Source organism: Mycobacterium sp. NGS41 (assembly GCF_059812725.1).
In genome coordinates, this window is sequence record NZ_JCALDF010000002.1 from 55,865 (window position 1) to 75,471 (window position 19,607).

At 68.0% G+C, this 19,607-nt stretch carries 18 protein-coding genes and 1 pseudogene; 10 read left to right on the plus strand and 9 right to left on the minus strand.

Annotated features, from left to right (window positions below; genetic code table 11):
* Positions 1–66: 66 nt before the first annotated feature.
* On the minus strand, positions 67–2,241 hold the full coding sequence (gene ctpC / locus AC5Y21_RS02430) for a manganese-exporting P-type ATPase CtpC (protein ID WP_499909070.1): 2,175 nt from the start codon (positions 2,239–2,241) through the stop codon (positions 67–69).
* A gap of 10 nt (positions 2,242–2,251) precedes the next feature.
* Positions 2,252–2,533 carry a DUF1490 family protein gene (locus AC5Y21_RS02435; protein ID WP_499909072.1) on the minus strand — a complete coding sequence of 94 codons (282 nt, stop codon included), beginning with the start codon at positions 2,531–2,533 and terminating at the stop codon, positions 2,252–2,254.
* Between the two features lie 489 nt (positions 2,534–3,022).
* Here AC5Y21_RS02435 and AC5Y21_RS02440 point away from each other — a divergent pair, with 489 nt between their 5' ends.
* A complete protein-coding gene (locus AC5Y21_RS02440) occupies positions 3,023–3,262 on the plus strand; it encodes a hypothetical protein (protein WP_499909074.1) in 240 nt (79 codons plus the stop codon).
* Between the two features lie 17 nt (positions 3,263–3,279).
* Here AC5Y21_RS02440 and AC5Y21_RS02445 read toward each other — a convergent pair whose 3' ends face one another.
* The gene (locus AC5Y21_RS02445; RefSeq protein WP_499909076.1) at positions 3,280–4,008 is read right to left on the minus strand and encodes a TIGR03089 family protein; all 729 of its coding nucleotides are present in this window, start codon (positions 4,006–4,008) and stop codon (positions 3,280–3,282) included.
* Positions 3,996–5,465 carry an LCP family protein gene (locus AC5Y21_RS02450; protein ID WP_499909078.1) on the minus strand — a complete coding sequence of 490 codons (1,470 nt, stop codon included), beginning with the start codon at positions 5,463–5,465 and terminating at the stop codon, positions 3,996–3,998. Before AC5Y21_RS02450 ends, AC5Y21_RS02445 begins: the two co-directional genes overlap by 13 nt.
* 85 nt (positions 5,466–5,550) lie before the next feature.
* Between AC5Y21_RS02450 and rfbD the strand changes: the two genes are divergently transcribed.
* The 4 genes and pseudogenes from rfbD (at position 5,551) to AC5Y21_RS02470 (ending at position 9,388) form a co-directional block, all read left to right on the plus strand.
* The gene (gene rfbD / locus AC5Y21_RS02455; protein WP_499909080.1) at positions 5,551–6,462 is read left to right on the plus strand and encodes a dTDP-4-dehydrorhamnose reductase; all 912 of its coding nucleotides are present in this window, start codon (positions 5,551–5,553) and stop codon (positions 6,460–6,462) included.
* Positions 6,455–7,348: a glycosyltransferase family 2 protein gene (locus tag AC5Y21_RS02460; protein WP_499909082.1), complete on the plus strand. Its 894-nt coding sequence runs from the start codon at positions 6,455–6,457 to the stop codon at positions 7,346–7,348. Before rfbD ends, AC5Y21_RS02460 begins: the two co-directional genes overlap by 8 nt.
* Before the next feature lies 1 nt (position 7,349).
* On the plus strand, positions 7,350–8,426 hold the full coding sequence (gene manB / locus AC5Y21_RS02465; protein WP_499909084.1) for a mannose-1-phosphate guanylyltransferase: 1,077 nt from the start codon (positions 7,350–7,352) through the stop codon (positions 8,424–8,426).
* Positions 8,427–8,534: 108 nt separating this feature from the next.
* Positions 8,535–9,388 (plus strand): annotated as a pseudogene (locus tag AC5Y21_RS02470) (type IV toxin-antitoxin system AbiEi family antitoxin).
* 47 nt (positions 9,389–9,435) lie between these two features.
* Here the strand turns inward: AC5Y21_RS02470 and AC5Y21_RS02475 are convergent.
* Genes AC5Y21_RS02475 through cofD form a run of 4 tightly spaced genes read right to left on the minus strand, consistent with a single transcriptional unit; the run spans position 9,436 to position 13,893 of the window.
* A complete protein-coding gene (locus tag AC5Y21_RS02475; protein ID WP_499909086.1) occupies positions 9,436–9,972 on the minus strand; it encodes an NUDIX hydrolase in 537 nt (178 codons plus the stop codon).
* Positions 9,969–11,546 carry an Eco57I restriction-modification methylase domain-containing protein gene (locus tag AC5Y21_RS02480; RefSeq protein WP_499909088.1) on the minus strand — a complete coding sequence of 526 codons (1,578 nt, stop codon included), beginning with the start codon at positions 11,544–11,546 and terminating at the stop codon, positions 9,969–9,971. The genes AC5Y21_RS02475 and AC5Y21_RS02480 overlap by 4 nt, the downstream gene beginning before the upstream one ends.
* On the minus strand, positions 11,543–12,901 hold the full coding sequence (locus tag AC5Y21_RS02485) for a coenzyme F420-0:L-glutamate ligase (protein WP_499909090.1): 1,359 nt from the start codon (positions 12,899–12,901) through the stop codon (positions 11,543–11,545). The genes AC5Y21_RS02480 and AC5Y21_RS02485 overlap by 4 nt, the downstream gene beginning before the upstream one ends.
* Positions 12,898–13,893, minus strand: coding sequence for a 2-phospho-L-lactate transferase (gene cofD, locus AC5Y21_RS02490; RefSeq protein WP_499909092.1), 996 nt, complete (start codon positions 13,891–13,893; stop codon positions 12,898–12,900). The genes AC5Y21_RS02485 and cofD overlap by 4 nt, the downstream gene beginning before the upstream one ends.
* A 430-nt stretch (positions 13,894–14,323) precedes the next feature.
* Between cofD and AC5Y21_RS02495 the strand changes: the two genes are divergently transcribed.
* Entirely contained in the window at positions 14,324–14,686 is a 363-nt protein-coding gene (locus AC5Y21_RS02495; RefSeq protein WP_499909094.1) for a WhiB family transcriptional regulator, read from the plus strand.
* 10 nt (positions 14,687–14,696) lie between these two features.
* On the opposite strand, the gene AC5Y21_RS02500 is transcribed toward AC5Y21_RS02495, so the two are convergent.
* On the minus strand, positions 14,697–15,119 hold the full coding sequence (locus AC5Y21_RS02500) for a metallopeptidase family protein (RefSeq protein ID WP_499909553.1): 423 nt from the start codon (positions 15,117–15,119) through the stop codon (positions 14,697–14,699).
* A 172-nt stretch (positions 15,120–15,291) separates the two neighbouring features.
* Here AC5Y21_RS02500 and AC5Y21_RS02505 point away from each other — a divergent pair, with 172 nt between their 5' ends.
* The 4 genes from AC5Y21_RS02505 (at position 15,292) to manA (ending at position 19,595) form a co-directional block, all read left to right on the plus strand.
* On the plus strand, positions 15,292–15,765 hold the full coding sequence (locus AC5Y21_RS02505) for a DUF3499 domain-containing protein (RefSeq protein ID WP_499909096.1): 474 nt from the start codon (positions 15,292–15,294) through the stop codon (positions 15,763–15,765).
* A 100-nt stretch (positions 15,766–15,865) separates the two neighbouring features.
* Positions 15,866–17,281 carry a phosphomannomutase/phosphoglucomutase gene (locus AC5Y21_RS02510; protein WP_499909098.1) on the plus strand — a complete coding sequence of 472 codons (1,416 nt, stop codon included), beginning with the start codon at positions 15,866–15,868 and terminating at the stop codon, positions 17,279–17,281.
* Positions 17,278–18,360 (plus strand): TobH protein, encoded by a 1,083-nt coding sequence (locus AC5Y21_RS02515; protein ID WP_499909100.1) that lies wholly within the window; start codon positions 17,278–17,280, stop codon positions 18,358–18,360. The genes AC5Y21_RS02510 and AC5Y21_RS02515 overlap by 4 nt, the downstream gene beginning before the upstream one ends.
* Before the next feature lie 8 nt (positions 18,361–18,368).
* Positions 18,369–19,595 (plus strand): mannose-6-phosphate isomerase, class I, encoded by a 1,227-nt coding sequence (gene manA, locus AC5Y21_RS02520; protein WP_499909102.1) that lies wholly within the window; start codon positions 18,369–18,371, stop codon positions 19,593–19,595.
* The last annotated feature ends 12 nt before the right edge of the window (positions 19,596–19,607 follow it).

The following is a 19,607-nucleotide window of genomic DNA, read 5'->3' on the forward strand; positions in this document are numbered from 1 at the left end:
CACGCGAAACGCCGTCCGATGATGTACAAACGCGCACGCTCGGCGGGCGATGGGGAAATCCAGTGATCAGTCCAGCCGGTAGCGGATCAGCCGGGAGCTGTTGACCACCACCGCCACCGACGACGCGTTGTGCAGGATCGCGGCCAGCACCGGCGACAGCGCGCCGCCCGCACCGATGAGCAGCCCCGCGGCGTTGACCGCGATGGACATGCCGTAGTTCTCCCGGATGACGTCGACCGCCCGAGCGCCCAGGTCGCGTACATCCAGCAGGCGATGCAAGTCGTCGTTGGCCAGCGCCACGTCGGCCGTCTCGACGGCGACGTCGGTTCCGGCCAGGCCCATCGCGATCCCGATGTCGGCGGCCGCAAGCGCCGGCGCGTCGTTGATGCCGTCGCCCACCATGCCGACGATGTACCCGTCGTTCTGCAGCTCGCGCACCACCTCGAGCTTGTCTTCCGGCATCACCTCGGAGCGCCATTCGTCTATGTCGAGCTCGTCGGCGACGACCTTGGCGATCTCCGGGTGGTCTCCGGTGAGCATGACGATCCGGCGAATGCCGCCGGCGCGCAACTTCTTCAGGACATCGGCCGCCTCGGGGCGCACTTCGTCGCGCAGGCTGATCAATCCCACCAGCTTGCCGTCCACCGCGAGCAGCAGCGGGGTTTCCGCCTGGCGCCGCAGCTTGTCCACCCACTCCGACGCCTTCTTGGACACCCGCACCTTCTCGGAGCGCAGCAGGCCCGGGCTGCCCAGCAGCAGGGTCCGGCCGTCGGCCCAGGTCCGCATGCCCAGGCCGACCAGCACCTCGCACTCCTCGTGCGGCGGGATGCTGATGTGGCGTTCCTCGGTCGAGCGGATCACCGCCTCAGCCAGCGGGTGCCGCGAGTGGATCTCTGAGCTGGCAGCGTAGGCCAGCACCTGCTCGGGATTCCAATCCTTGTGCATGGCAACGATATTGGTGACCACCGGCCGCCCTACCGTCAGCGTTCCGGTCTTGTCGAACACGATCGCGTCGACGCGGCCCGCCTGTTCCAGATGCGAGCCGCCCTTGATCAGGATGCCGCGGCGCGCGCCGTTGCCGATCGCGGCGCTGATCGCCGTCGGGGTGGACAAGCCCACCGCGCAGGGGCAGGCGATGAGCAGCATCGTCATCGCGCGCCGGACGTCCCCGGTGATCAGCAGGGTGATGGCCGAGACGATGAACGACGTCGGCACGAACCGGCGGGAGAAGTTCTCGCCGACCGTTTGGATCGGCGCCCGATCATGTTGAGCCTCTTCGACTCTGGTGATGATCCGCCCGATGGTGGTTTGCTTGCCGACGGCCTGGGCGCGCACCACCAGCCGGCCGCGCTCGACGACCGAACCGGCGTGCACGTGTGTGCCGACCGTCACCGACACCGGCAGGTTCTCCCCGGTGATGGCGGACTGGTTGACAATCGCCTCGCCGTCGAGCACCTCGCCGTCGACCGGGATCGCGACGTGGTCGTGGACCACCACCTCGTCGCCGATCTGGACCGTATCCATCGGCACCTGTATCTCGGTGCCGTCGGCCAGGCGGATCCAGGCTGTGTCCTGGTTGCCGCTCAGCAGTTCCGAAATGGCCCGTCGGGTCCGCCGCAGCGTCAGATCCTGCAGATACTCCCCGATGTTGAGCAGCCAGAGCACGGTGAGCGCCACGACGTTTTCGCGCAGGATCAGGCTGGCCAGGGTGGCGGCCGAAACCAGCGCGTCGGTGCCGGCCTTCCCGGAGCGCAGTGAACGCAGCGCACCGCGCAGGAACGGATAGCCGGTGAAGACGGTGACGCCGGTGGCAACGAGTCGGCCGCTCGGGCCCAGCAGCGGCGGCCGCGCGAACACATAGCGGCGCACGCCGAGCAGGGCCAGGGCCGCGCCGCCGATGACCATGCGCAGCACGTCGGCGTTGCGGATCTCCGACGAATGCGGCGCGCGGGCAGGGATCAGCTCCGCGGCGACGTGTGCGGCGTCGCTGATGGCCGCCAGCACCGCCGCGCGGTCGCAACGCTTCGGCGAGTACCAGACGACGACGGACCCGGTGCGGGGGTAGGCGTGCACCACCCGGACACCGTTCTCCTTGGCGACCGACTCTTCGACCGCCACGGCACGCCGGGAATCGGATCGCAGCCAGTCCACCTGGACGCGCATCCGTCCGGCCGCATCCGAAAGTACTTGTAGGGCAGGGTCTTCGGTTGCTGCGACTTCTTCGACAATCGCGAGCGCCATGGTGAGGGGGTCAGTGCTCGTGCTGGTGGACGTCGCCGACGGCAGGGGTGGGCGCCTCTTCGCCGATGCGCTCGCGGGCCTCGGCCATCACGTCGGCGATCTTCAGCCGGGCCGACTCGGCGGCCTCCTCGGCCCGGCGGGTCCCGCGCAGCCCCAGCGTCGCGGCCGACACGGCGGTCTCGTGCAACGGTGCCTTGGCCAGCCCTTTGCGCAACAGCTCGTAGGCGGTCACCCCGGCCAAGCCGGTCACCACCGTCGAAGCCGCCTTCCCCAAGAGCCCGTACACCGCCATCGCCCGAACCTTCCCGTGCTGTCGTCCTTTCCGACGACGCTAACATCGAAATATCGCGATATCAACATGAATGCCGAGTAGACGCAGAATCGGGCGCATAGGGCCCTCAGCGTGCGATTCTGCGTCTGCTCGTCACAGGGAGACCCGGCTGTAACCTGCTCGCAGGAGGATGCGATGGAGTGTCCGCGATGTGCGATGACGCTTGACGGGAAGCCCGATCACTGCGGACGGTGTGGGTACGTGCTCGCTGTCGTGTCTTCCGACGGCAGCGCCCCGACGACGCCTGCCCGGATGCCTCGCTGTCCGAGGTGTCGCAATCCCGTCCGTGCTGGCGAGTACCCCAGTCGGGGGTCTGACTACGGCCCTCAACCGTGGAACGCCGACTGGCCCGGGGTGTGCGAGCAGTGCGGTTTTGAGTTCACGGCTACCCATCGGCAGGATGCGCGGGATTGGTTCGGCCTTCCAATCGGCGTTCAGCTTCCTCCGCGGATGGAGGCGGGGCGCCGGATTGTCGTTCGCCCCGCCAGTGACGGGTATTTCTGGGATCACGACCAGCAACTTAACTTGGCCGGCATTGAGATCGAGGTCGAGAGCGTGTCCCCGGGCCAGCCCCACCGGAGCGACCGCTACTTTCTGAGCAAGGATGAGGCCGCTTGGCTGGTGCGGGCACTCCAGGGATCGCTCGCGATCTGCTTCGAGCAGTATCACTGGAACAACGACCTGACCTGACGCGACGAAAGTAGCCGCTACAGGACTCTCGTCACCTTTTCGGTCTCGATCCGGCGTTGCAGCGCGTTCGGGTCGGGATTGGCCACATGAACCAGAGACCCGCCAACGGACAACACCGCCAGCAATCCGTCAACCACGTCGTCCGCCCTGTTCCACGATGCGGTGGACAGCACTCGATCCGCCGACTTCAGACCGTGTACTTCCACCGATCGCGCGCAGCCGGCCAGGATTTCGTCGACCGATCGGCCGGCGAGCGCGGGGCCGGGATGGCGCTCGGGGACGATCTGATCGCCGTGCACCCGGACCGCGGTCGCGTAGTCGGTGACGCCGACCGGCAGGTCGGGCGCGGGCCGGCCGAACGCGTCCAGCGACAGCACCGCGACCTCACCAAGTCCACCGATGGCCGCGTCAGCCTCATCCAGCCGTTCCGACGTGCACAAGGCCACGTCTGCCGGGCCGTCCAGCACCACTTCGGCACCGATCCACCACACGCCGAACAGCACCGCCGCGCTCTGCCAGTGCGCCGGCAGCAGGATCGCGACCCGGCTGGCCGAGCCGGCGCCCAGCTCGTCGCGCAACAGGTTGCCGGTCTTGGCGGCCCAGTTGGCCAGTGTCACCGCGGACAGTTCGATTCGGTGGCCGATGGTCCCAAGGGCATCGTCGTAGTAGGTGATCCGCGGACCGACCGGGTCGGCCCTCAGCAGCGGGTCCAGGATCGCCCCGCTCAGCGTGCTCAGTTGATGCATTCGGGCTTATCGGAGCCGGCAGTGAGGATCGGCGACGGCGGGGGAGCGGTGCTGTCGGCAGAGCCGCCGCCACCGCCTGGCGCGCGCACCGGCGGGATGGAGCCCGAAAGCCCCGAGCCCGGCCCGGTGTAGTCGTTGGCCAGCACCACCCGAACCGATCCCGACGGTATCGACCCGTCGGCGACCACCGGCAGTCCGCCCAGCTCCTTGGCAACCTCCTGAGCGCCCATGTCGTCGGACTTGGCGGCCCGCACCTGGCTGTTTTTGACGTGGCCGTTTTCGTTGTTGCCTACCGGACCGGTGCTGAATCCCTTGGCGCTCAAGACGTCTGACACCGCGGCGGCCAGACCGTTGATGTCGGTGTCGTTGACCACGCTGGCGGTGGTCTTGGCGGGGGTGTAGGCCAGCTGCTCGGTCTTGCCTTGGGATTGGTCGTGCAGCAGGCCGCCCACCCACTCCTGCACCTGGCGCGCGTCGATCCGCACCACGCTCTGCATGCCGTCGTCGCTCCAGCCGGATCCGTCGAGCACCGGGATGGTGGCGAAGGCGACGTTGCCGCCGGCCAGCTTCTGCATCTGCTGCACGAAGTCCATGATGTCCCAGCCCGACGACAGCACCACCGAACGCTGCACGGCGGCCTCCAGCCGCTTCAGCGTGGCCGGGCTGGACAGCGTCTTCCCGGAGATGACCCGGTGTGCCAGCGAGGCCATCACCGCCTGCTGACGCACCACCCGGTCCAGGTCCCCGCGGGGTAGCTCGTGGCGCTGGCGTACGAAGCTGAGCGCCTGCGGCCCGGTGAGCTTCTGCCGGCCGGCCGGAAAGTCGGCACCCGAAAGTGGTTCGTACACCGCGTCTTTGAGGCACACATCGACGCCGCCGAGCGCGTCGGTGATCAACGCGAAACCCAGCAACCCGATCTCGGCGTAGTGGTCGACGGTGACGCCGGTCAGGTCGGCTACGGTCTTGATCAGGGCTTCGCGACCTGCCTCGGTGCCCTGCGCGGCGGCCTCGTTGGCCGACGCTCCGGCCTGCACCAGGCGGGTCCGCTTAATCTCTCTGGTCTGGCCGTAGACGCCGTTGATCTTGGTCTTGCCCAGACCCGGGGCCTGAACGTAGGAGTCACGCGGAATCGAGATCGCGGTGGCCGACTTCCCGTTGTTCGGTATCCGGATCAGGATGATGGTGTCGGTGTTGGTGGCTTCTTCGTCACCGGCCCGCAGCGACGCCAGTTCCTGGGCCGACAGCGGGTTGCCGTGGGCGTCGGTGCGGCTGTCGAGGCCGACCAGCAAGATGTCGATCGCGCCGTCGTCGCCGCCCTTGCCCAGCGAGGGTGCCGACATGTGGAAAATGCCGTCCTGGAACGACTGGACGTTGCTCCACGCGACCCCGGTGCCGAGGACGACCGCAACGGTCAGCACAGTGGCAACCACACGAACCACACGTTGCACAGGCATCACAATAGGTTACTTGCGACACACCAGCTTCGCGGGAAGCTAACCCCGGCGTGCCCGAGGCGTGCGCCCCACGTGCCAGACTCGAAACATGTCAGAACGGCTGGTGATCACCGGCGCCGGCGGACAGCTGGGCAGCTGTCTGGCGTCGCGGGCTGCCGCCCAGGGCCGCGACGTGGTGGCGCTGACCTCGTCGCAGTGGGACATCACCGACCCGGGGGCCGCGCAACGGTTCGTCCAACGTGGCGACGTCGTGGTCAATTGCGCGGCCTACACCAATGTCGACGCCGCCGAGAGCGACGAAGCCGCCGCGTTCGCGGTCAATGCCGCGGGCCCAGAACACATCGCCCGGGCCTGCGCCCGCGCCGGGGCCCGGTTGGTCCACATCTCCACCGACTTCGTGTTCGGCGCGCCATTGGACGCCGATCCCCACCCGTACGAACCCAGCGATGAAACCGCGCCGGCAGGCGTGTACGCGTGCAGCAAGCTGGCCGGCGAAAAGGCTGTGCTGGCAGCGCTGCCGGAGGCCTCCCAAGCCATCGTGATGCGGACCGCGTGGGTCTACACCGGGGGCACCGGCAAGGACTTCGTCGCCGTCATGCGCCGACTGGCTGCCGGTGACGGGCCCGTGGACGTGGTCGACGACCAGATCGGCTCGCCGACCTATGTTGCCGACCTGGCCGACGCGGTGCTGGAGGCGGCGGACGGTCGCGCGCACGGGCCCATCCTGCACGCCGCCAACCAGGGTGCGGTCTCCCGATTCGAGCAGGCCCGCGCGGTGTTCGAAGAATGCGGCGCCGATCCGCAGCGGGTGCGCCCGGTCAGTACTGCCCAAAACCCGCGGCCGGCACCCCGGCCGCACTACTCGGCGCTGTCCAGCCGGCAGTCGGCCGAGGCGGGCCTGACACCGTTAAGACCCTGGCGCAGTGCACTTGTCGCCGCCCTGGCAGCAAGTCACAACGGCGCCCGGCCCGATCGACCGTTACCCTCTACGCGTGACTGACGTGCTGCCGGTCGTGACGGTGACCTATTCGCCGGGTCCGCATCTGGAGCGGTTCCTGGCTTCTTTGTCGCTGGCCACCGAACGACCGGTGAGCGTGCTGATGGCCGACAACGGCTCCACCGACGGAACACCGCAGACCGCGGTCGAGCGCTATGACAACGTGCGGCTGTTCGAGACCGGCGGCAACCTGGGGTACGGAACCGCGGCGAATCGCGCGATCGCAAAGCTCGAGACCGAGCTGGGTGGCCAGGAGTGGCTGATTGTGGCCAACCCCGACGTGCAATGGGGACCGGGCAGCATCGACGCCCTGCTGGACGCCGCCGCCCGCTGGTCCGGTGCCGGAGCGCTCGGACCGCTGATCCGCGACCCGGACGGGTCCGTGTACCCGTCCGCGCGCCACCTGCCCAGCCTGATCCGGGGCGGCATGCACGCGGTGCTCGGGCCGGTGTGGCCACGCAATCCGTGGACGGCGGCCTACCGTCAGGAGCGGCTCGAGCCCAGCGAACGCGTGGTGGGCTGGCTGTCGGGCTCGTGCCTGCTGGTGCGCCGGTCCGCCTTCACCGAGGTCGGCGGGTTCGACGAGCGCTACTTCATGTATATGGAGGACGTCGATCTGGGTGACCGGCTCGGCAAAGCCGGCTGGCTGAGCGTCTACGTGCCGTCGGCGGAAGTCTTGCACCACAAGGGCCACTCCACCGGCCGCGACCCGGCAAGCCACCTGACCGCGCATCACCAGAGCACATACCTTTTCCTGGCTGATCGGCATCCCGGCTGGTGGCGGGCGCCGTTGCGGTGGGTGTTGCGGGGATCGCTGGCGGTCCGCTCCCGCCTGATGGTGCGCAGTTCGCGCCGCAAACTGCTCAAGCTCGCGGAAGGGCGGCACTGAGGTGGCTAACCCGCAGGTCGATGCGGTGGTGTTGGTCGGCGGCAAGGGCACCCGGCTGCGGCCCCTGACGCTGTCGGCACCCAAGCCAATGCTGCCCACCGCCGGGCAGCCGTTTCTCACGCATCTGTTGTCGCGCATCGCGGCGGCGGGCATCGAGCACGTGATCCTCAGCACGTCGTACAAGGCCGCGGTGTTCGAGACCGAGTTCGGCGACGGATCGAAGCTGGGTCTGCAGATCGACTACGTGACCGAGGAACATCCGCTGGGAACCGGCGGCGGCATCGCGAACGTCGCGGGCAAGCTGCGGCATGACACCGTGATGGTGTTCAACGGCGACGTATTGTCCGGCGCGGAGCTGGGCCAGCTGCTGGAGTTCCACCAAAGCAATCAGGCCGACGTCACATTGCACCTGGTGCGGGTGGGTGATCCCCGGGCATTCGGCTGCGTGCCCACCGATGACGGCCGGGTTCTCGCTTTTCTCGAGAAGACCCAGGATCCGCCGACCGATCAGATCAACGCCGGTTGCTACGTCTTCAGGCGCGAGATCATCGACCGGATACCCCGCGGCCGCGAGGTGTCGGTGGAGCGCGAGGTATTCCCGGCGCTGCTCTCCGACATACACGTCAACATCTGCGGCTACGTCGATGCCAGCTACTGGCGCGACATGGGCACCCCGGAGGACTTCGTGCGGGGATCGGCGGATCTGGTACGCGGGATCGCGCCGTCGCCGGCCCTGAGCGGTCAGCGCGGCGAGCGGTTGGTACACGACAGCGCGGCGGTGGCGCCCGGTGCGGTGCTGATCGGCGGGACGGTCGTCGGGCGGGGCGCCGAGATCGGCCCCGGCGTACGGCTGGACGGTGCGGTGATCTTCGACGGCGTCAAGATCGAGGCCGGCAGCGTGATCGAGCGTTCGATCATCGGCTTCGGCGTGCGCGTCGGTCCCCGGGCGCTGATCCGCGACGGTGTGATCGGCGACGGCGCCGACATCGGTGCCCGTTGCGAGCTGCTGCGCGGCGCCCGAGTGTGGCCGGGTGTCGCTATCCCCGACGGCGGCATCCGGTATTCATCCGACGTCTGAGGCGCGCACTTGTCGTCGAGATCGACGCTGGCGTGACACTTACTCGCACTTTCCCGCGCCAGCGTCGATCTCGACGGCTGTGTCGGTGGTGTCAACCACTATCGGCGAATGGCCGAAGTGATTGTTGGCAGCGAAGCGGTCCATTCCGGTGCATTGACCGAGCATCAGCTTCGGCGGTGGTATCGACCGATATTTCGTGACGTCTACATGCCCAAGTCGGCTGAACCGTCGCTGAACGATCGCATGCTGGGCGCGTGGCTGTGGTCGCGTCGGCGAGCGGTCGTGGCGGGTGCCGCAGCCTCCGCGCTGCACGGAGCGCACTGGCTTGACGCGGACACGCCAGTGGAACTCGTCTCGAAAAGTGCCCGTCGCAACGGGGACTGGTGGTCCGCAACGAGACCCTCGGGGCCGACGAGGTCACCCGGCGGCGGGGACTTCCAGTCACGACGGTCGCGCGCACTGCCTACGATCTCGGTCGTCACCTGCCGCGGGGCCAGGCATTGGAACGACTCGACGCGCTGATGCGAGCCACGCCGTTTTCCGCTGAAGACGTCGGTGTGTTGGCGAAGCGCTACCGGGGCGCACGGGGTCTGCGACAGCTCCAGGAGTTGCTGCCACTGGTGGACGGTGGCGCCGCATCGCCGCGCGAAACCTGGTTGCGGCTGCTGCTCATCGACGCCGGTTTGCCGAAGCCGACCACGCAGATACCGGTTGCGGACGGTTGGCGACTAGTGGGTGTGCTCGATATGGGTTGGGAAGAGTTCATGGTCGCTGCGGAGTACGACGGCGACCAACACCGCACGGACCGCCGACGCTATGTCCACGACATGACTCGGAATGCCAAAGTTCAGGACTTGGGCTGGATCACGATCCGGGTGGTTGCCGAACATCGGCCCGATGATGTGGTCAGACGGGTATGTCAAGCGCTTATCAGTCGTGGTTACCGCCCAGATCGACGCTAGCGTGACGTCCACTCGCACTTTTCCGCGCTGGCGTCGATCTCGACGCCTCAGCTGCCAGACGCCCGCTGCACGAGATACGCCAGCGCGTAATCGGTTCCGGGCGGCAACGCGTCGGCCGGCCACCAGCGCAGGTCAACCGACTCGTCGCTGAGCTCGATCTGCGCGCCGACCGGCGCACGGGCCACGAACTGTAAGTCCAGATGGCGGGTTGGTACGCCCAGCGAGCAGGTGACCGGGTGCACGTTGATCGCAACCAGTTCGGGCTCGATGCGCAGACCGGACACACCGGATTCCTCGGTGGCCTCGCGCAGTGCCGCGGCGACGATGTCAGTGTCGTCGTCCTCGCAATGCCCGCCGAGCTGTACCCAGCGACCGAGGCGAGGGTGAAGGGTGAGCAAGACCTGAGCGCCGCTGTCGTCGAGCACCAATGTCGAAGCGGTGATGTGGCCCGGCACGCACTCGCGCAGGCAGGCGTCGGCGCGGGCCTGCACGAAGGCCAGCACGGCATGCCGCAACGAGTCCTGGCCCGGATCGGGCGCCTGCCAGTCGGTCAGCGTCGCAATCGTCGAGTCGCGGACGCTCACCGAGATCTCCGCTTAACGCGGCGATCCCGCAGCGCGACCCACGCGGATCGACAGTGCGCCACGACCTCGCGCGACAAGCCGAGTCCGTCGATCAGCACCCGACGGTCCACCAGGTCGAGTGCCTTCTCGACCTCGCCGGCCTTCAGTAGCAGATCCACGTCCGCGGCCAGATCTGTAGTGGCAGAGCCCGGCGGGGGAACGGGCAGCTGCTCGGCTTCATTGGGTTCCAGCTCCAAGATGCCTCCTCCGTAACTGCGGCCCATGATCTCGGCGAAGGCGAACGTCGCGCTGTTGTGGAAGACGGTGGCCAGCGCGGTCGGATCGACGCGCCGCGCAAGCCGGACCCGATGAACCGTGTCGGTGCTGGTCGCCGCGGCGGCGTTGACGGTCAGCCGCGGCGCCAGGTGAATCTGGCGCAGCAGGAACAGGTCGGGAACCCACAGCGACGGCGTAGCCCACCACGGCGTCCGGATCGAGCATTTGTAGCCGCGGTGGACACCGGCGGCCTCACCCGCGCGAATGTGCGCGACCAGCGCCGGGTCGGTCGGGTTGTCCGGGGCGTCGAGCAGCCAGGTCCGGTGGTTGACGGCGACGTCGCTGGTGCGGCAGTCGGCGTCGTAGACGAGGCCGGTCAGCTGGGCGCTGCGGGAGACCAGCGGCACGCAGGATGAGGTCAGCCCGAGCGTGCCGGCCTGCGCATCGGTAAAGGTGAAGAAGCTGTTGCGGCCGGTCACTATGCCCACGTCGACGTCGGCCATATCGCCCAGCCGCGCCAGGGCGCCGGATCCCTTGAGCGTTCGTAACACCTCGATCTGGGTGGGGCTCAGGAAATACTTGGTCCACTTCTCCTTTTCGTGCAGCAGAGCGGGAGCCGAAATAACGTCCAGGTCCGCGTGGGCGAGGTCGTCGGCGTCGCGAAGACTGACTGTGCGGATCTGCGCGGGTCCCGCACCGGCGACACCGCAGAACAACACGACTTCTTGCAGGACGCCGTCGAACACCAACCGCTGGAAGGTCAACAGCGTGATCTCGGAGAAGCGGCTGAGCAGAAAGTCGCGCAACTGCGCAGCGTAGGTGACTTGGAGCAATTCGGCGGGCAGCACCAAACCAACCCGGCCGCCGTCGCGCACCAGGGTCGTGGCCGCGACGACGAACGGGACCCAGGCGTTGGTCAGCCTGGTGGGGTTGAGCCCGACGCGGCGCATCAGTTCCAGGGCCGGCTCTCGTTGGTCGGACGGCCAATTGCCGAATCGGATGTAAGGCGGATTGCCCGCGACCCCGTCCCAGTTGCCGACGGCGGGATCGCGAAGCCAGGCGAACAGGTTCGCTGCGTCGACGGGAGCAAAGGCCCTCGACTTCGCGGCCTCGTCTGCGACCAGTTCCACGCCGTGCGCCCGGCTGCTGAGCGCGGCCAGCTCACGCAGGATCGCGCCGTCGCCGCAGGACGGTTCCAGAATCCGCGGACCGGCCTGCACTACCCAGCGGGCCAAGAAGCGGGCGACGGGCGCGGGGGTGTAGTAGCCGCCGCGGATCTTGTCAGCCGACGCCGCCGCCTTGCCCGCGAACGCATTCATTTGTGGATCAGCAGGTCCGCTAGGCCATCCAAGGGCACCGGGTCCCGCAACCCGGCGGGCTCTGCTGCGTAACCGATCGCGACGGCGCCCAACGGCTCCCAGTCGGCCGGCAATTGAAGCTCGGCGCGGACGATGTCGGCGGCGAAGATCGTCGAGCCGATCCAGCAGCTGCCCACCCCGCGCACTGCCAGTGCGACCAGCAGGGCCTGCACGGCCGCTCCGGCCGCGACGGTGAACATGGTGTGCTCGGCGTCGGTGCGGGCGGCATCGGAGTAGGCGTGTGCGCCGTCGGGAACCATGAACGGAATGACGACCTCCGGCGCGTCGTAAAGGATCTGGCCGCGCGCTACGCGTCGTTCGACCGCATCGGCGGCCTTCCCGTCGCCGGCGAGGTCGGCACGCCACTGCTCTTTCATGCGGTCCAGCAGCCGGGACCGGGTGGCCGGGGCACGTAGCCAAACAAACCGCACCGGTCGGGTGTGATGCGGAGCCGGAGCGGTGAGGGCCTCCGCGACCGCGGCTTCGACCAGCTCCGGGTGCACCGGCTCGTCACTGAACCGGCGCACCGACCTGCGCAGCAGCTGGGCCTGCCGCCGACCCATGTCCAGCGCTTCGGCGGTGCCCAGCCAGAACAGGTCTTCGGGACCGGGCCGCAGCAGCTGCCGGGCAGTCGAGCCGTCGTCGGTCACCACATGCCCGGGCAGTCCGCGCACCACCGCGACAGGCAGCGCGGTCAGTTTCCCTTTGACCAGGTCGGCGGCGGCGGCGACCTCGTCGGCGACGGCGATCTCGGTGACCACCAACTCGTTGCCGTGCCGGTCGACGGCGCCCGAATAGTTATGCAGCACAGCCAGACCGGCCGAGCCGACGGCGGCGTCGATCTGGCCGTTGCGCCACGCGCGACCCATCGTGTCGGTGATGACGACGGCGACGGTGACGCCCAGCCGCTCGCGCAGCCCGTCGCGCAGCCCGGCGGCACTGGCATCCGGGTCGACGGGCAGCAGCGCGAGCTCGTCACGTCCGACGTTGGATCCGTCCACTCCGGCGGCGGCCTGAACCAGTCCGAGCCGGTTCTCGGTGATCAAGGTCCGGCCTTTGCGCGCCAACACGCGCACCGCCTCGTCGTCGACCAGCTTGCGACGCAATTCGTCCCGGCTCTCCGGATCCTCGGGTGCCGGGACCAGGCGGCCCTCACACTTGGACACCACCTTGCTGGTGACCACCACGACGTCCCCGTCGAGCAGCCACGGCGCGGCCGCCGCCAGGGCAGACGCCAGATCGTCGCCGGGGCGGAATTCGGGAAGCCCGGTGACGGGCAGGATCTCGACGGGCGAGCCGGTGCCGTGCTCGGTCATCGGCGCGCCAGGCCTGCAGACTCCAGCCCGGCGCTCACCATCTGGGCTGTCGCCTCCGGGTCGTTCATCAACAGCGGCACCGACCGCACCGCGACCCCCTCGATTTCGGCCGAGTCGCCCTCGTGCACCAGCCAGCAGTCCAGGATCCCGGTGGCGCTGCGGGCACCGTAGTGCCGGCCGACCGCCTGTGCGGTGGACTCCACCCCGATCACGCGCAGGCAGGCATCGGCCATGCCGCGCAACGGCTTTCCACCGATGATCGGCGAGTAGCCGACGACCGGGGCGCTCGTAGCCCTCAGCGCCCCGCGAATACCGGGCACGGCCAGGATGGCGCCGATGCTCACCACGGGATTGGACGGCGCCAGCAACACGATGTCGGCGTCGGCGATGGCGGCTACCGCTTCGGTTGCGGCGCTGGCCTTTTCGGCGCCGACGAAAGCGAAACTGTGGGTGGGCACTTGGGCGCGGTACCGCACCCACCACTCCTGGAAGTGGATCGCCCGCCGGTTGTCGTCGGCCGGATCGGTGATCACCACATGCGTCTCGCAGCGGTCGTCGCTGGCGGGTATCAACAGTGCGCCCGGCTGCCAGCGATCGCACAGGGCCATGGTGATTTGCGACAGCGGATAGCCGGCGTGCAGCATCTGGGTGCGGACCAGATGGGTCGCCAAATCGCGGTCGCCGAGTTCGAACCAGTCAGGCTGCACACCGTAGCGCGCCAGTTCCTGCTTAGCGTGCCAAGTTTCGTCACGGTGACCCCAGCCGCGCTGCGGGTCGACCCCGCCGCCGAGGGTGTACATGCAGGTGTCCAAGTCCGGACAGATGCGCAGCCCGTGAATCCAGGCGTCGTCGCCGATGTTGACGACGGCGGTCAGCTCGTGGTCCGCGGCCGGGTGGTGCGCCGGGGCGAACTGACCCAAACCGAGCAGCTGCTGCACGCCGAGCAGGAAGCGTGCGCCGCCGACCCCACCGACCAAAACGGTGACCTTCACATCGCTTGACAGTACTGCCCGACGACGATGCGAGCCGAGTCGCGTGACGGACCGCCGGCTGGCGTGGCGCAGCGGGCATTTCAGCCCGGCGTGATGCGAACTCTGTGACGGGCTGATATTAGTGGTAATGCAAGTGACTGTAGGGGCCATTGTGACTGCGGCTGAAGGCAATTGTGAGCAGTTGCACTAGACACGCCGACGCCCACGCATGACAGAAACGCAGAAATTTGATCACGAGATGGTATGGAAATGCGCCAAAATGCTTGACCGGACAGGCCAACCCGTGTCTAATCACATCAGTGTCATTTCCCGGTTGGCCGGCCGGTTCCGGTGTCGCAGACCGAGATTCGATCACTTGTTCGAATTGTCTGTACATCACAAGAGCGCGAAACAACCACTCTCCCAATGGATCTGAGGAGGCGGAGGAAGCATGTCCTACGAGCACCTTCGGGGTGTACTGGCAAGCACACCGCACATCACTATTGACTCGCCGCCGGCGCCAATTACTCGACCGCATTTGAGTGTGGTTCCCGAAGCGCCCGCCACATTCGAGCCCGAACCCCTGCCGACCACTCCAGATCAATGGCAGGACCGCGCATTATGCGCGCAAACGGACCCGGAAGCTTTCTTTCCGGAAAAGGGCGGGTCTACCCGCGAAGCCAAGAAGATCTGCCTGGGTTGCGAGGTACGGCATGAGTGCCTCGAGTACGCCTTGGCCCACGACGAGCGCTTCGGCATTTGGGGTGGCCTCTCCGAGCGCGAGCGTCGCCGCTTAAAACGCGGCATCATCTGACCGGTCTCGGTCAGTCGTCATCGATCGTCGGGTCGATGACCGAGGGCTCAACGTCCAGATAGATGGCGACTTGAGCCACCAGGATTTCATGTAGCAATTCGGCGAGCTCGATGGTGTCCTTCGCCCGTCGCTCGATCGGCTTGCGAAACAAGACAATTCGCGCCCGCGTGGCGTTACCGCGGACGTCGACGCCGGCGGGGATCAGGCGGGCGAGTGCGATCGGCCCGTCGGCGATGACCTCGGGCGGCCACTGCACGCTCTCGGGGTCCTTGGCGACGATGCGGGGTATCTCGTCGACCGCGACGTCGAGGTCGGCCACCCGATCGCGCCAGCGTTGCTCGATGGGTTCATAGGCTTCGAGCACCGCCATGTCGAATCGCTCGGCCCGGCTGCGCCATCCCGGCACGGTCGGCGGCAGCAGCGGACCGCGCATATCGCGGCCCCTGCGGGAAGGCCGGTGCGCAGCGAAGCGGCGCCCCGGCCGGCCGTCCCGCGGAGAGCTGCGCGAATCGCCCACGCGCCGATGGTAACGGTTGCACATCCTGCCTCGACCGGTTGCGCGTGTCCGGCGCTTCGCGGCGTTTCCGCACGATAGCCTTTCGGTCGTGAACGTTCCCCGTCGCTGTTGCAGGCCCGGGTGTCCGCACTATGCCGTGGCGACGTTGACGTTCGTCTACTCGGACTCGACGGCGGTGGTAGGTCCACTTGCGACCGTGCGGGAGCCGCATTCGTGGGATTTATGTGTCGGCCATGCCGGCCGCATCACCGCCCCGCGCGGTTGGGAGCTCGTGCGCCACGCCGGACCCCTCCTTTCTGAGCCCGTCCATCCTGACGATGACGACTTGGTGGCGCTGGCGGATGCCGTGCGCGAGGGCAGTCCGAGCGATAGGGGCCGGTCTGGGTTCGGCGGGACCGGCGCACCCCCCAACGGATTTACCGAGCTGGCCGAAGGTGGCTCCGGCGACGCCGCGTACCTGCAACATGCGACCGCGCCCAGCGGCAGTCTGCTGGCACCGCCCGAGCATCGTTCCGGACGCCGGCGCGGACATCTGCGGGTGTTGCCCGACCCTGCCGACTGACCCCGCGACCGCTTCGCGACCGTTCCGGCCCGCAGCGGAGCCGGGCCGATAGGCTGGCGGCCAAGAGGCGAAATCAGGTCAAGTCTTCAGGAGCCACCGCATGTCTCGGACCGCCGCGGCTGTCCACCGTGTCATCAAGGCGTATGACGTCCGCGGGCTGGTTGGTGAGGAGATCGACGAGTCGCTGGCAGCCGAGCTCGGTGCGGCGTTTGCCAGGCTGATGCGCGCCGAGGATGCGCAGCAGGTGGTGATCGGCCACGACATGCGGGACAGCTCGCCGTCGCTGGCTGCCGCTTTCGCAACCGGTGTCACCGGCCAGGGCCTCGATGTGGTGCGGATCGGGCTGGCGTCCACTGACCAGCTTTACTTCGCATCAGGTTTGCTGGATTGTCCCGGAGCGATGTTCACCGCCAGCCACAACCCGGCGGCCTACAACGGCATCAAGTTGTGCCGGGCGGGCGCCAAACCCGTCGGCGCGGACACCGGGCTCTTCGCCGTCCGCGACCAGGTGATCGCCGGCGTACCGAACCATCACGGACACCGTGGAACTGTTTCCGACCGAGATGTGCTCGCCGACTACGGCGCGTTCCTGCGTTCGCTGGTCGACACGTCCGAACTGCGTCCGCTGCGGGTGGCCGTGGACGCCGGCAACGGCATGGCCGGCCACACCACCCCGGCTGTGCTCGGCGCGATCGACTCGATCACCTTGTTGCCGCTGTACTTCGAGCTCGACGGCTCGTTCCCCAATCACGAGGCCAACCCCCTCGACCCGGCGAACCTGGTGGACCTGCAGGCCTATGTGCGCGACACCGGTGCCGATATCGGGCTGGCCTTCGACGGCGACGCCGACCGGTGTTTCGTCGTCGACGAACGCGGCGAACCGGTGTCGCCGTCGACGGTGACCAGCCTGGTGGCTGCTCGTGAGCTCAACCGGGAGATCGGCGCCACCGTCATCCATAACGTGATCACGTCGCGCGCGGTGCCCGAACTGGTCACCGAGCGTGGCGGCACACCGCTGCGCTCTCGGGTGGGCCACTCCTATATAAAGGCGCTCATGGCCGACACCGGCGCGATCTTCGGCGGTGAGCATTCGGCGCACTATTACTTCCGCGACTTCTGGGGTGCCGACTCGGGGATGCTGGCCGCGTTATATGTGCTGGCCGCCCTCGGTGAACAGCACGGGCCCGCCGGGCCGCCAAGACCCCTTTCTGAGCTGACCGCCGATTACCAGCGTTACGAATCCTCCGGCGAGATCAACTTCACCGTGGCCGATGCGGCGCAATGTGTGGACGCCGTGCTGAAGTCGTTGGGCAGCCGGATTCATTCCATCGATCACCTCGATGGGGTGACGGTGGATCTGGGCGACGGCAGCTGGTTCAACCTGCGCAGCTCGAACACCGAGCCGTTGTTGCGGCTCAACGTGGAGGGCCGCAGCACCGAGGATGTCGAGGCGGTGGTTGCGCATGTCAGCGCCCAAATAGCTGCCCAATCGGCGCCCAACGGGGCAGTCCCGTGAACACCACCAGCGCAATCGATCTCGAGGACACCGACGGCCTGCTCGCCGCCGACCGGCAAGGCCTGTTGCGGGCCGCGTCGTCGGCCGGCGCGCAGGTGCGTGCGGTTGCCGCCGCCCACGACGAAGGCGCGCTGGAATTGCTGCGTACCGACGACCGTCCGCGGACGGTGATCTGGGTAGCCGGCCGCGGTACCGCCGAGACGGCGGGGGCGATGCTGGCCGCGACGCTGGGTGGTACGGCCGCCGAGCCGATCGTGGTTGCCAGCGAGGTGCCGCCCTGGATTGGGCCCCTTGACGTGCTGGTGGTCGCGGGTGACGACCCCAGCGACCCTGCCTTGTTCGGCGCCGCCACGACCGGGGTCCGCCGCGGCGCGCGCGTCGTCGTGGCCACGCCGTATGAGGGTCCGCTGCGGGACACCACGGCGGGGCGTGTCGCGGAGCTGTCACCGCGGCTGTGGGTGCCCGACGAGTTCGGCCTGTGCCGGTACCTGGCCGTCGGCCTGGCAACTCTGCAGGTCGTTGACCCCCGGCTCAGCGTGGATCTGGCGCTGCTGGCCGACGAGCTGGACGCCGAGGCGCTGCACAACAGCGCGAGCCGCGAGCTGTTCACCAACCCGGCCAAGACACTTGCCGCGCGCATGTCCGGCCGCCGGGTGGCGCTGGCCGGCGACTGTGCCGCGACGCTGGCGCTGGCCCGACACGGTAGTTCGGTGCTGTTGCGCATCGCAGACCAGGTCGCCACCGCCGCCGGGCTGAGCGATGCGGTGGCGGCGCTGAGCACCGCGACGTCGGGTGGCTTCCAGGATTCTGCCGAGGCGCTGTTTCACGACGAGGAGATCGACGGTCCACTGCCCGAACGACTGCGCGTGCTGGCGCTCACTTTGGCCGGCGAGCGGATGGTGGTGGCTGACCGCGTCGCCGGTCTGCACGACGTCGACCTGGTCGCCGCCGGGGACGTGCCTGATCTGCCGGACCTGCCCGGGACTTTGCCCGCGCCCGCCCGGGCCGAGCAGCAGCTGGCTATATTGGCCGTTCGACTGGAGATGGCCGCGGTTTATCTGCGACTGGTGCGGGGATAGATACACAAGTGGAACTGCTACGCGGAGCGTTACGAACATACGCGTGGGGATCGCGTACGGACATTGCCGAATTCACCGGACGACCGGTCCCCGCGGCTCATCCCGAGGCCGAACTCTGGTTCGGTGCGCACCCGGGTGATCCCGCGTGGCTGGAAACGGCGGACGGCGAAACATCGCTGTTGCAGGCGCTGGTCGCCGATCCGGAAGGCCAGCTTGGCGGCGCGTCGCGGGCCCGGTTCGGTGACGTGCTGCCGTTCTTGGTCAAAGTGCTGGCGGCCGACGAGCCGCTGTCGCTGCAGGCCCATCCCAGCGCCGAGCAGGCGGTCGAGGGTTACCTGCGGGAGGAACGGCTCGGCATCCCGGTGTCCGCGCCTACCCGTAACTACCGCGATACCAGTCACAAGCCCGAGTTGTTAGTGGCCCTGCAGCCATTCGAGGCGCTGGCCGGATTTCGTCAGGCGTCGCGGACTACGGACCTACTGCGGGCCCTTGCCGTCTCCGACCTCGACCCGTATATCGAATTGCTGAACGACCAGTCCGACGCCGACGGTCTGCGCGCGCTGTTCACCACCTGGATCACCGCCCCGCAGCCCGACATCGACGTGCTGGTGCCCGCCGTTCTCGACGGCGCCATCCACTACGCCAGTTCTGGCGCAACGGAATTCCTGCCCGAGGCCAAGACGGTGCTGGAGCTCGGTGAACGCTATCCCGGCGATGCCGGTGTGCTGGCGGCGTTGTTGCTCAACCGCATCACCCTGGCACCCGGGGAGGCGATCTTCCTGCCGGCCGGCAATTTGCATACCTATCTGCGTGGCTTCGCGCTGGAGGTAATGGCCAACTCCGACAACGTATTACGCGGCGGCCTGACTCCGAAACACGTCGATGTGCCCGAGCTGCTGCGGGTGCTGGACTTCGCCCCGACGGCCGAAGCCTCGCTACATCCGCCGATCCACCGCGACGGACTGTCGCTGGTCTACGACACCCCGACCGACGAGTTCGCGGTCTCGCTGCTGGTGCTCGAGGGCGAACATCTGGGCCACGAGGTCGACGCGTCCTCGCGGCATGAGGGCCCCCAAATCTTGTTGTGCACAGAGGGTTCCACGACTGTGTACGGCAAGTCGGACTCGTTGATCCTGGAACGCGGCATGGCCGCCTGGGTGGCCGCCGACGACGGACCTATCCGGCTGCTCGCGCGCGAGTCCGCCAAGCTGTTCAGAGCGACGGTCGGCTTGTAAGGGGTGCCTGCC

What these genes read in the sequence shown, in the direction of transcription:
- AC5Y21_RS02485 (WP_499909090.1), bottom strand. Translation starts at nt 12,901, where the DNA reads ATGACCGAGCACGGCACCGGCTCGCCCGTCGAGATCCTGCCCGTCACC.
- rfbD (WP_499909080.1), top strand. Translation starts at nt 5,551, where the DNA reads ATGTCAGAACGGCTGGTGATCACCGGCGCCGGCGGACAGCTGGGCAGC.
- ctpC (WP_499909070.1), bottom strand. Translation starts at nt 2,241, where the DNA reads ATGGCGCTCGCGATTGTCGAAGAAGTCGCAGCAACCGAAGACCCTGCC.
- AC5Y21_RS02445 (WP_499909076.1), bottom strand. Translation starts at nt 4,008, where the DNA reads ATGCATCAACTGAGCACGCTGAGCGGGGCGATCCTGGACCCGCTGCTG.
- AC5Y21_RS02440 (WP_499909074.1), top strand. Translation starts at nt 3,023, where the DNA reads ATGGAGGCGGGGCGCCGGATTGTCGTTCGCCCCGCCAGTGACGGGTAT.
- AC5Y21_RS02435 (WP_499909072.1), bottom strand. Translation starts at nt 2,533, where the DNA reads ATGGCGGTGTACGGGCTCTTGGGGAAGGCGGCTTCGACGGTGGTGACC.
- AC5Y21_RS02510 (WP_499909098.1), top strand. Translation starts at nt 15,866, where the DNA reads ATGTCTCGGACCGCCGCGGCTGTCCACCGTGTCATCAAGGCGTATGAC.
- AC5Y21_RS02480 (WP_499909088.1), bottom strand. Translation starts at nt 11,546, where the DNA reads ATGAATGCGTTCGCGGGCAAGGCGGCGGCGTCGGCTGACAAGATCCGC.
- AC5Y21_RS02500 (WP_499909553.1), bottom strand. Translation starts at nt 15,119, where the DNA reads ATGCGCGGTCCGCTGCTGCCGCCGACCGTGCCGGGATGGCGCAGCCGG.
- AC5Y21_RS02495 (WP_499909094.1), top strand. Translation starts at nt 14,324, where the DNA reads ATGTCCTACGAGCACCTTCGGGGTGTACTGGCAAGCACACCGCACATC.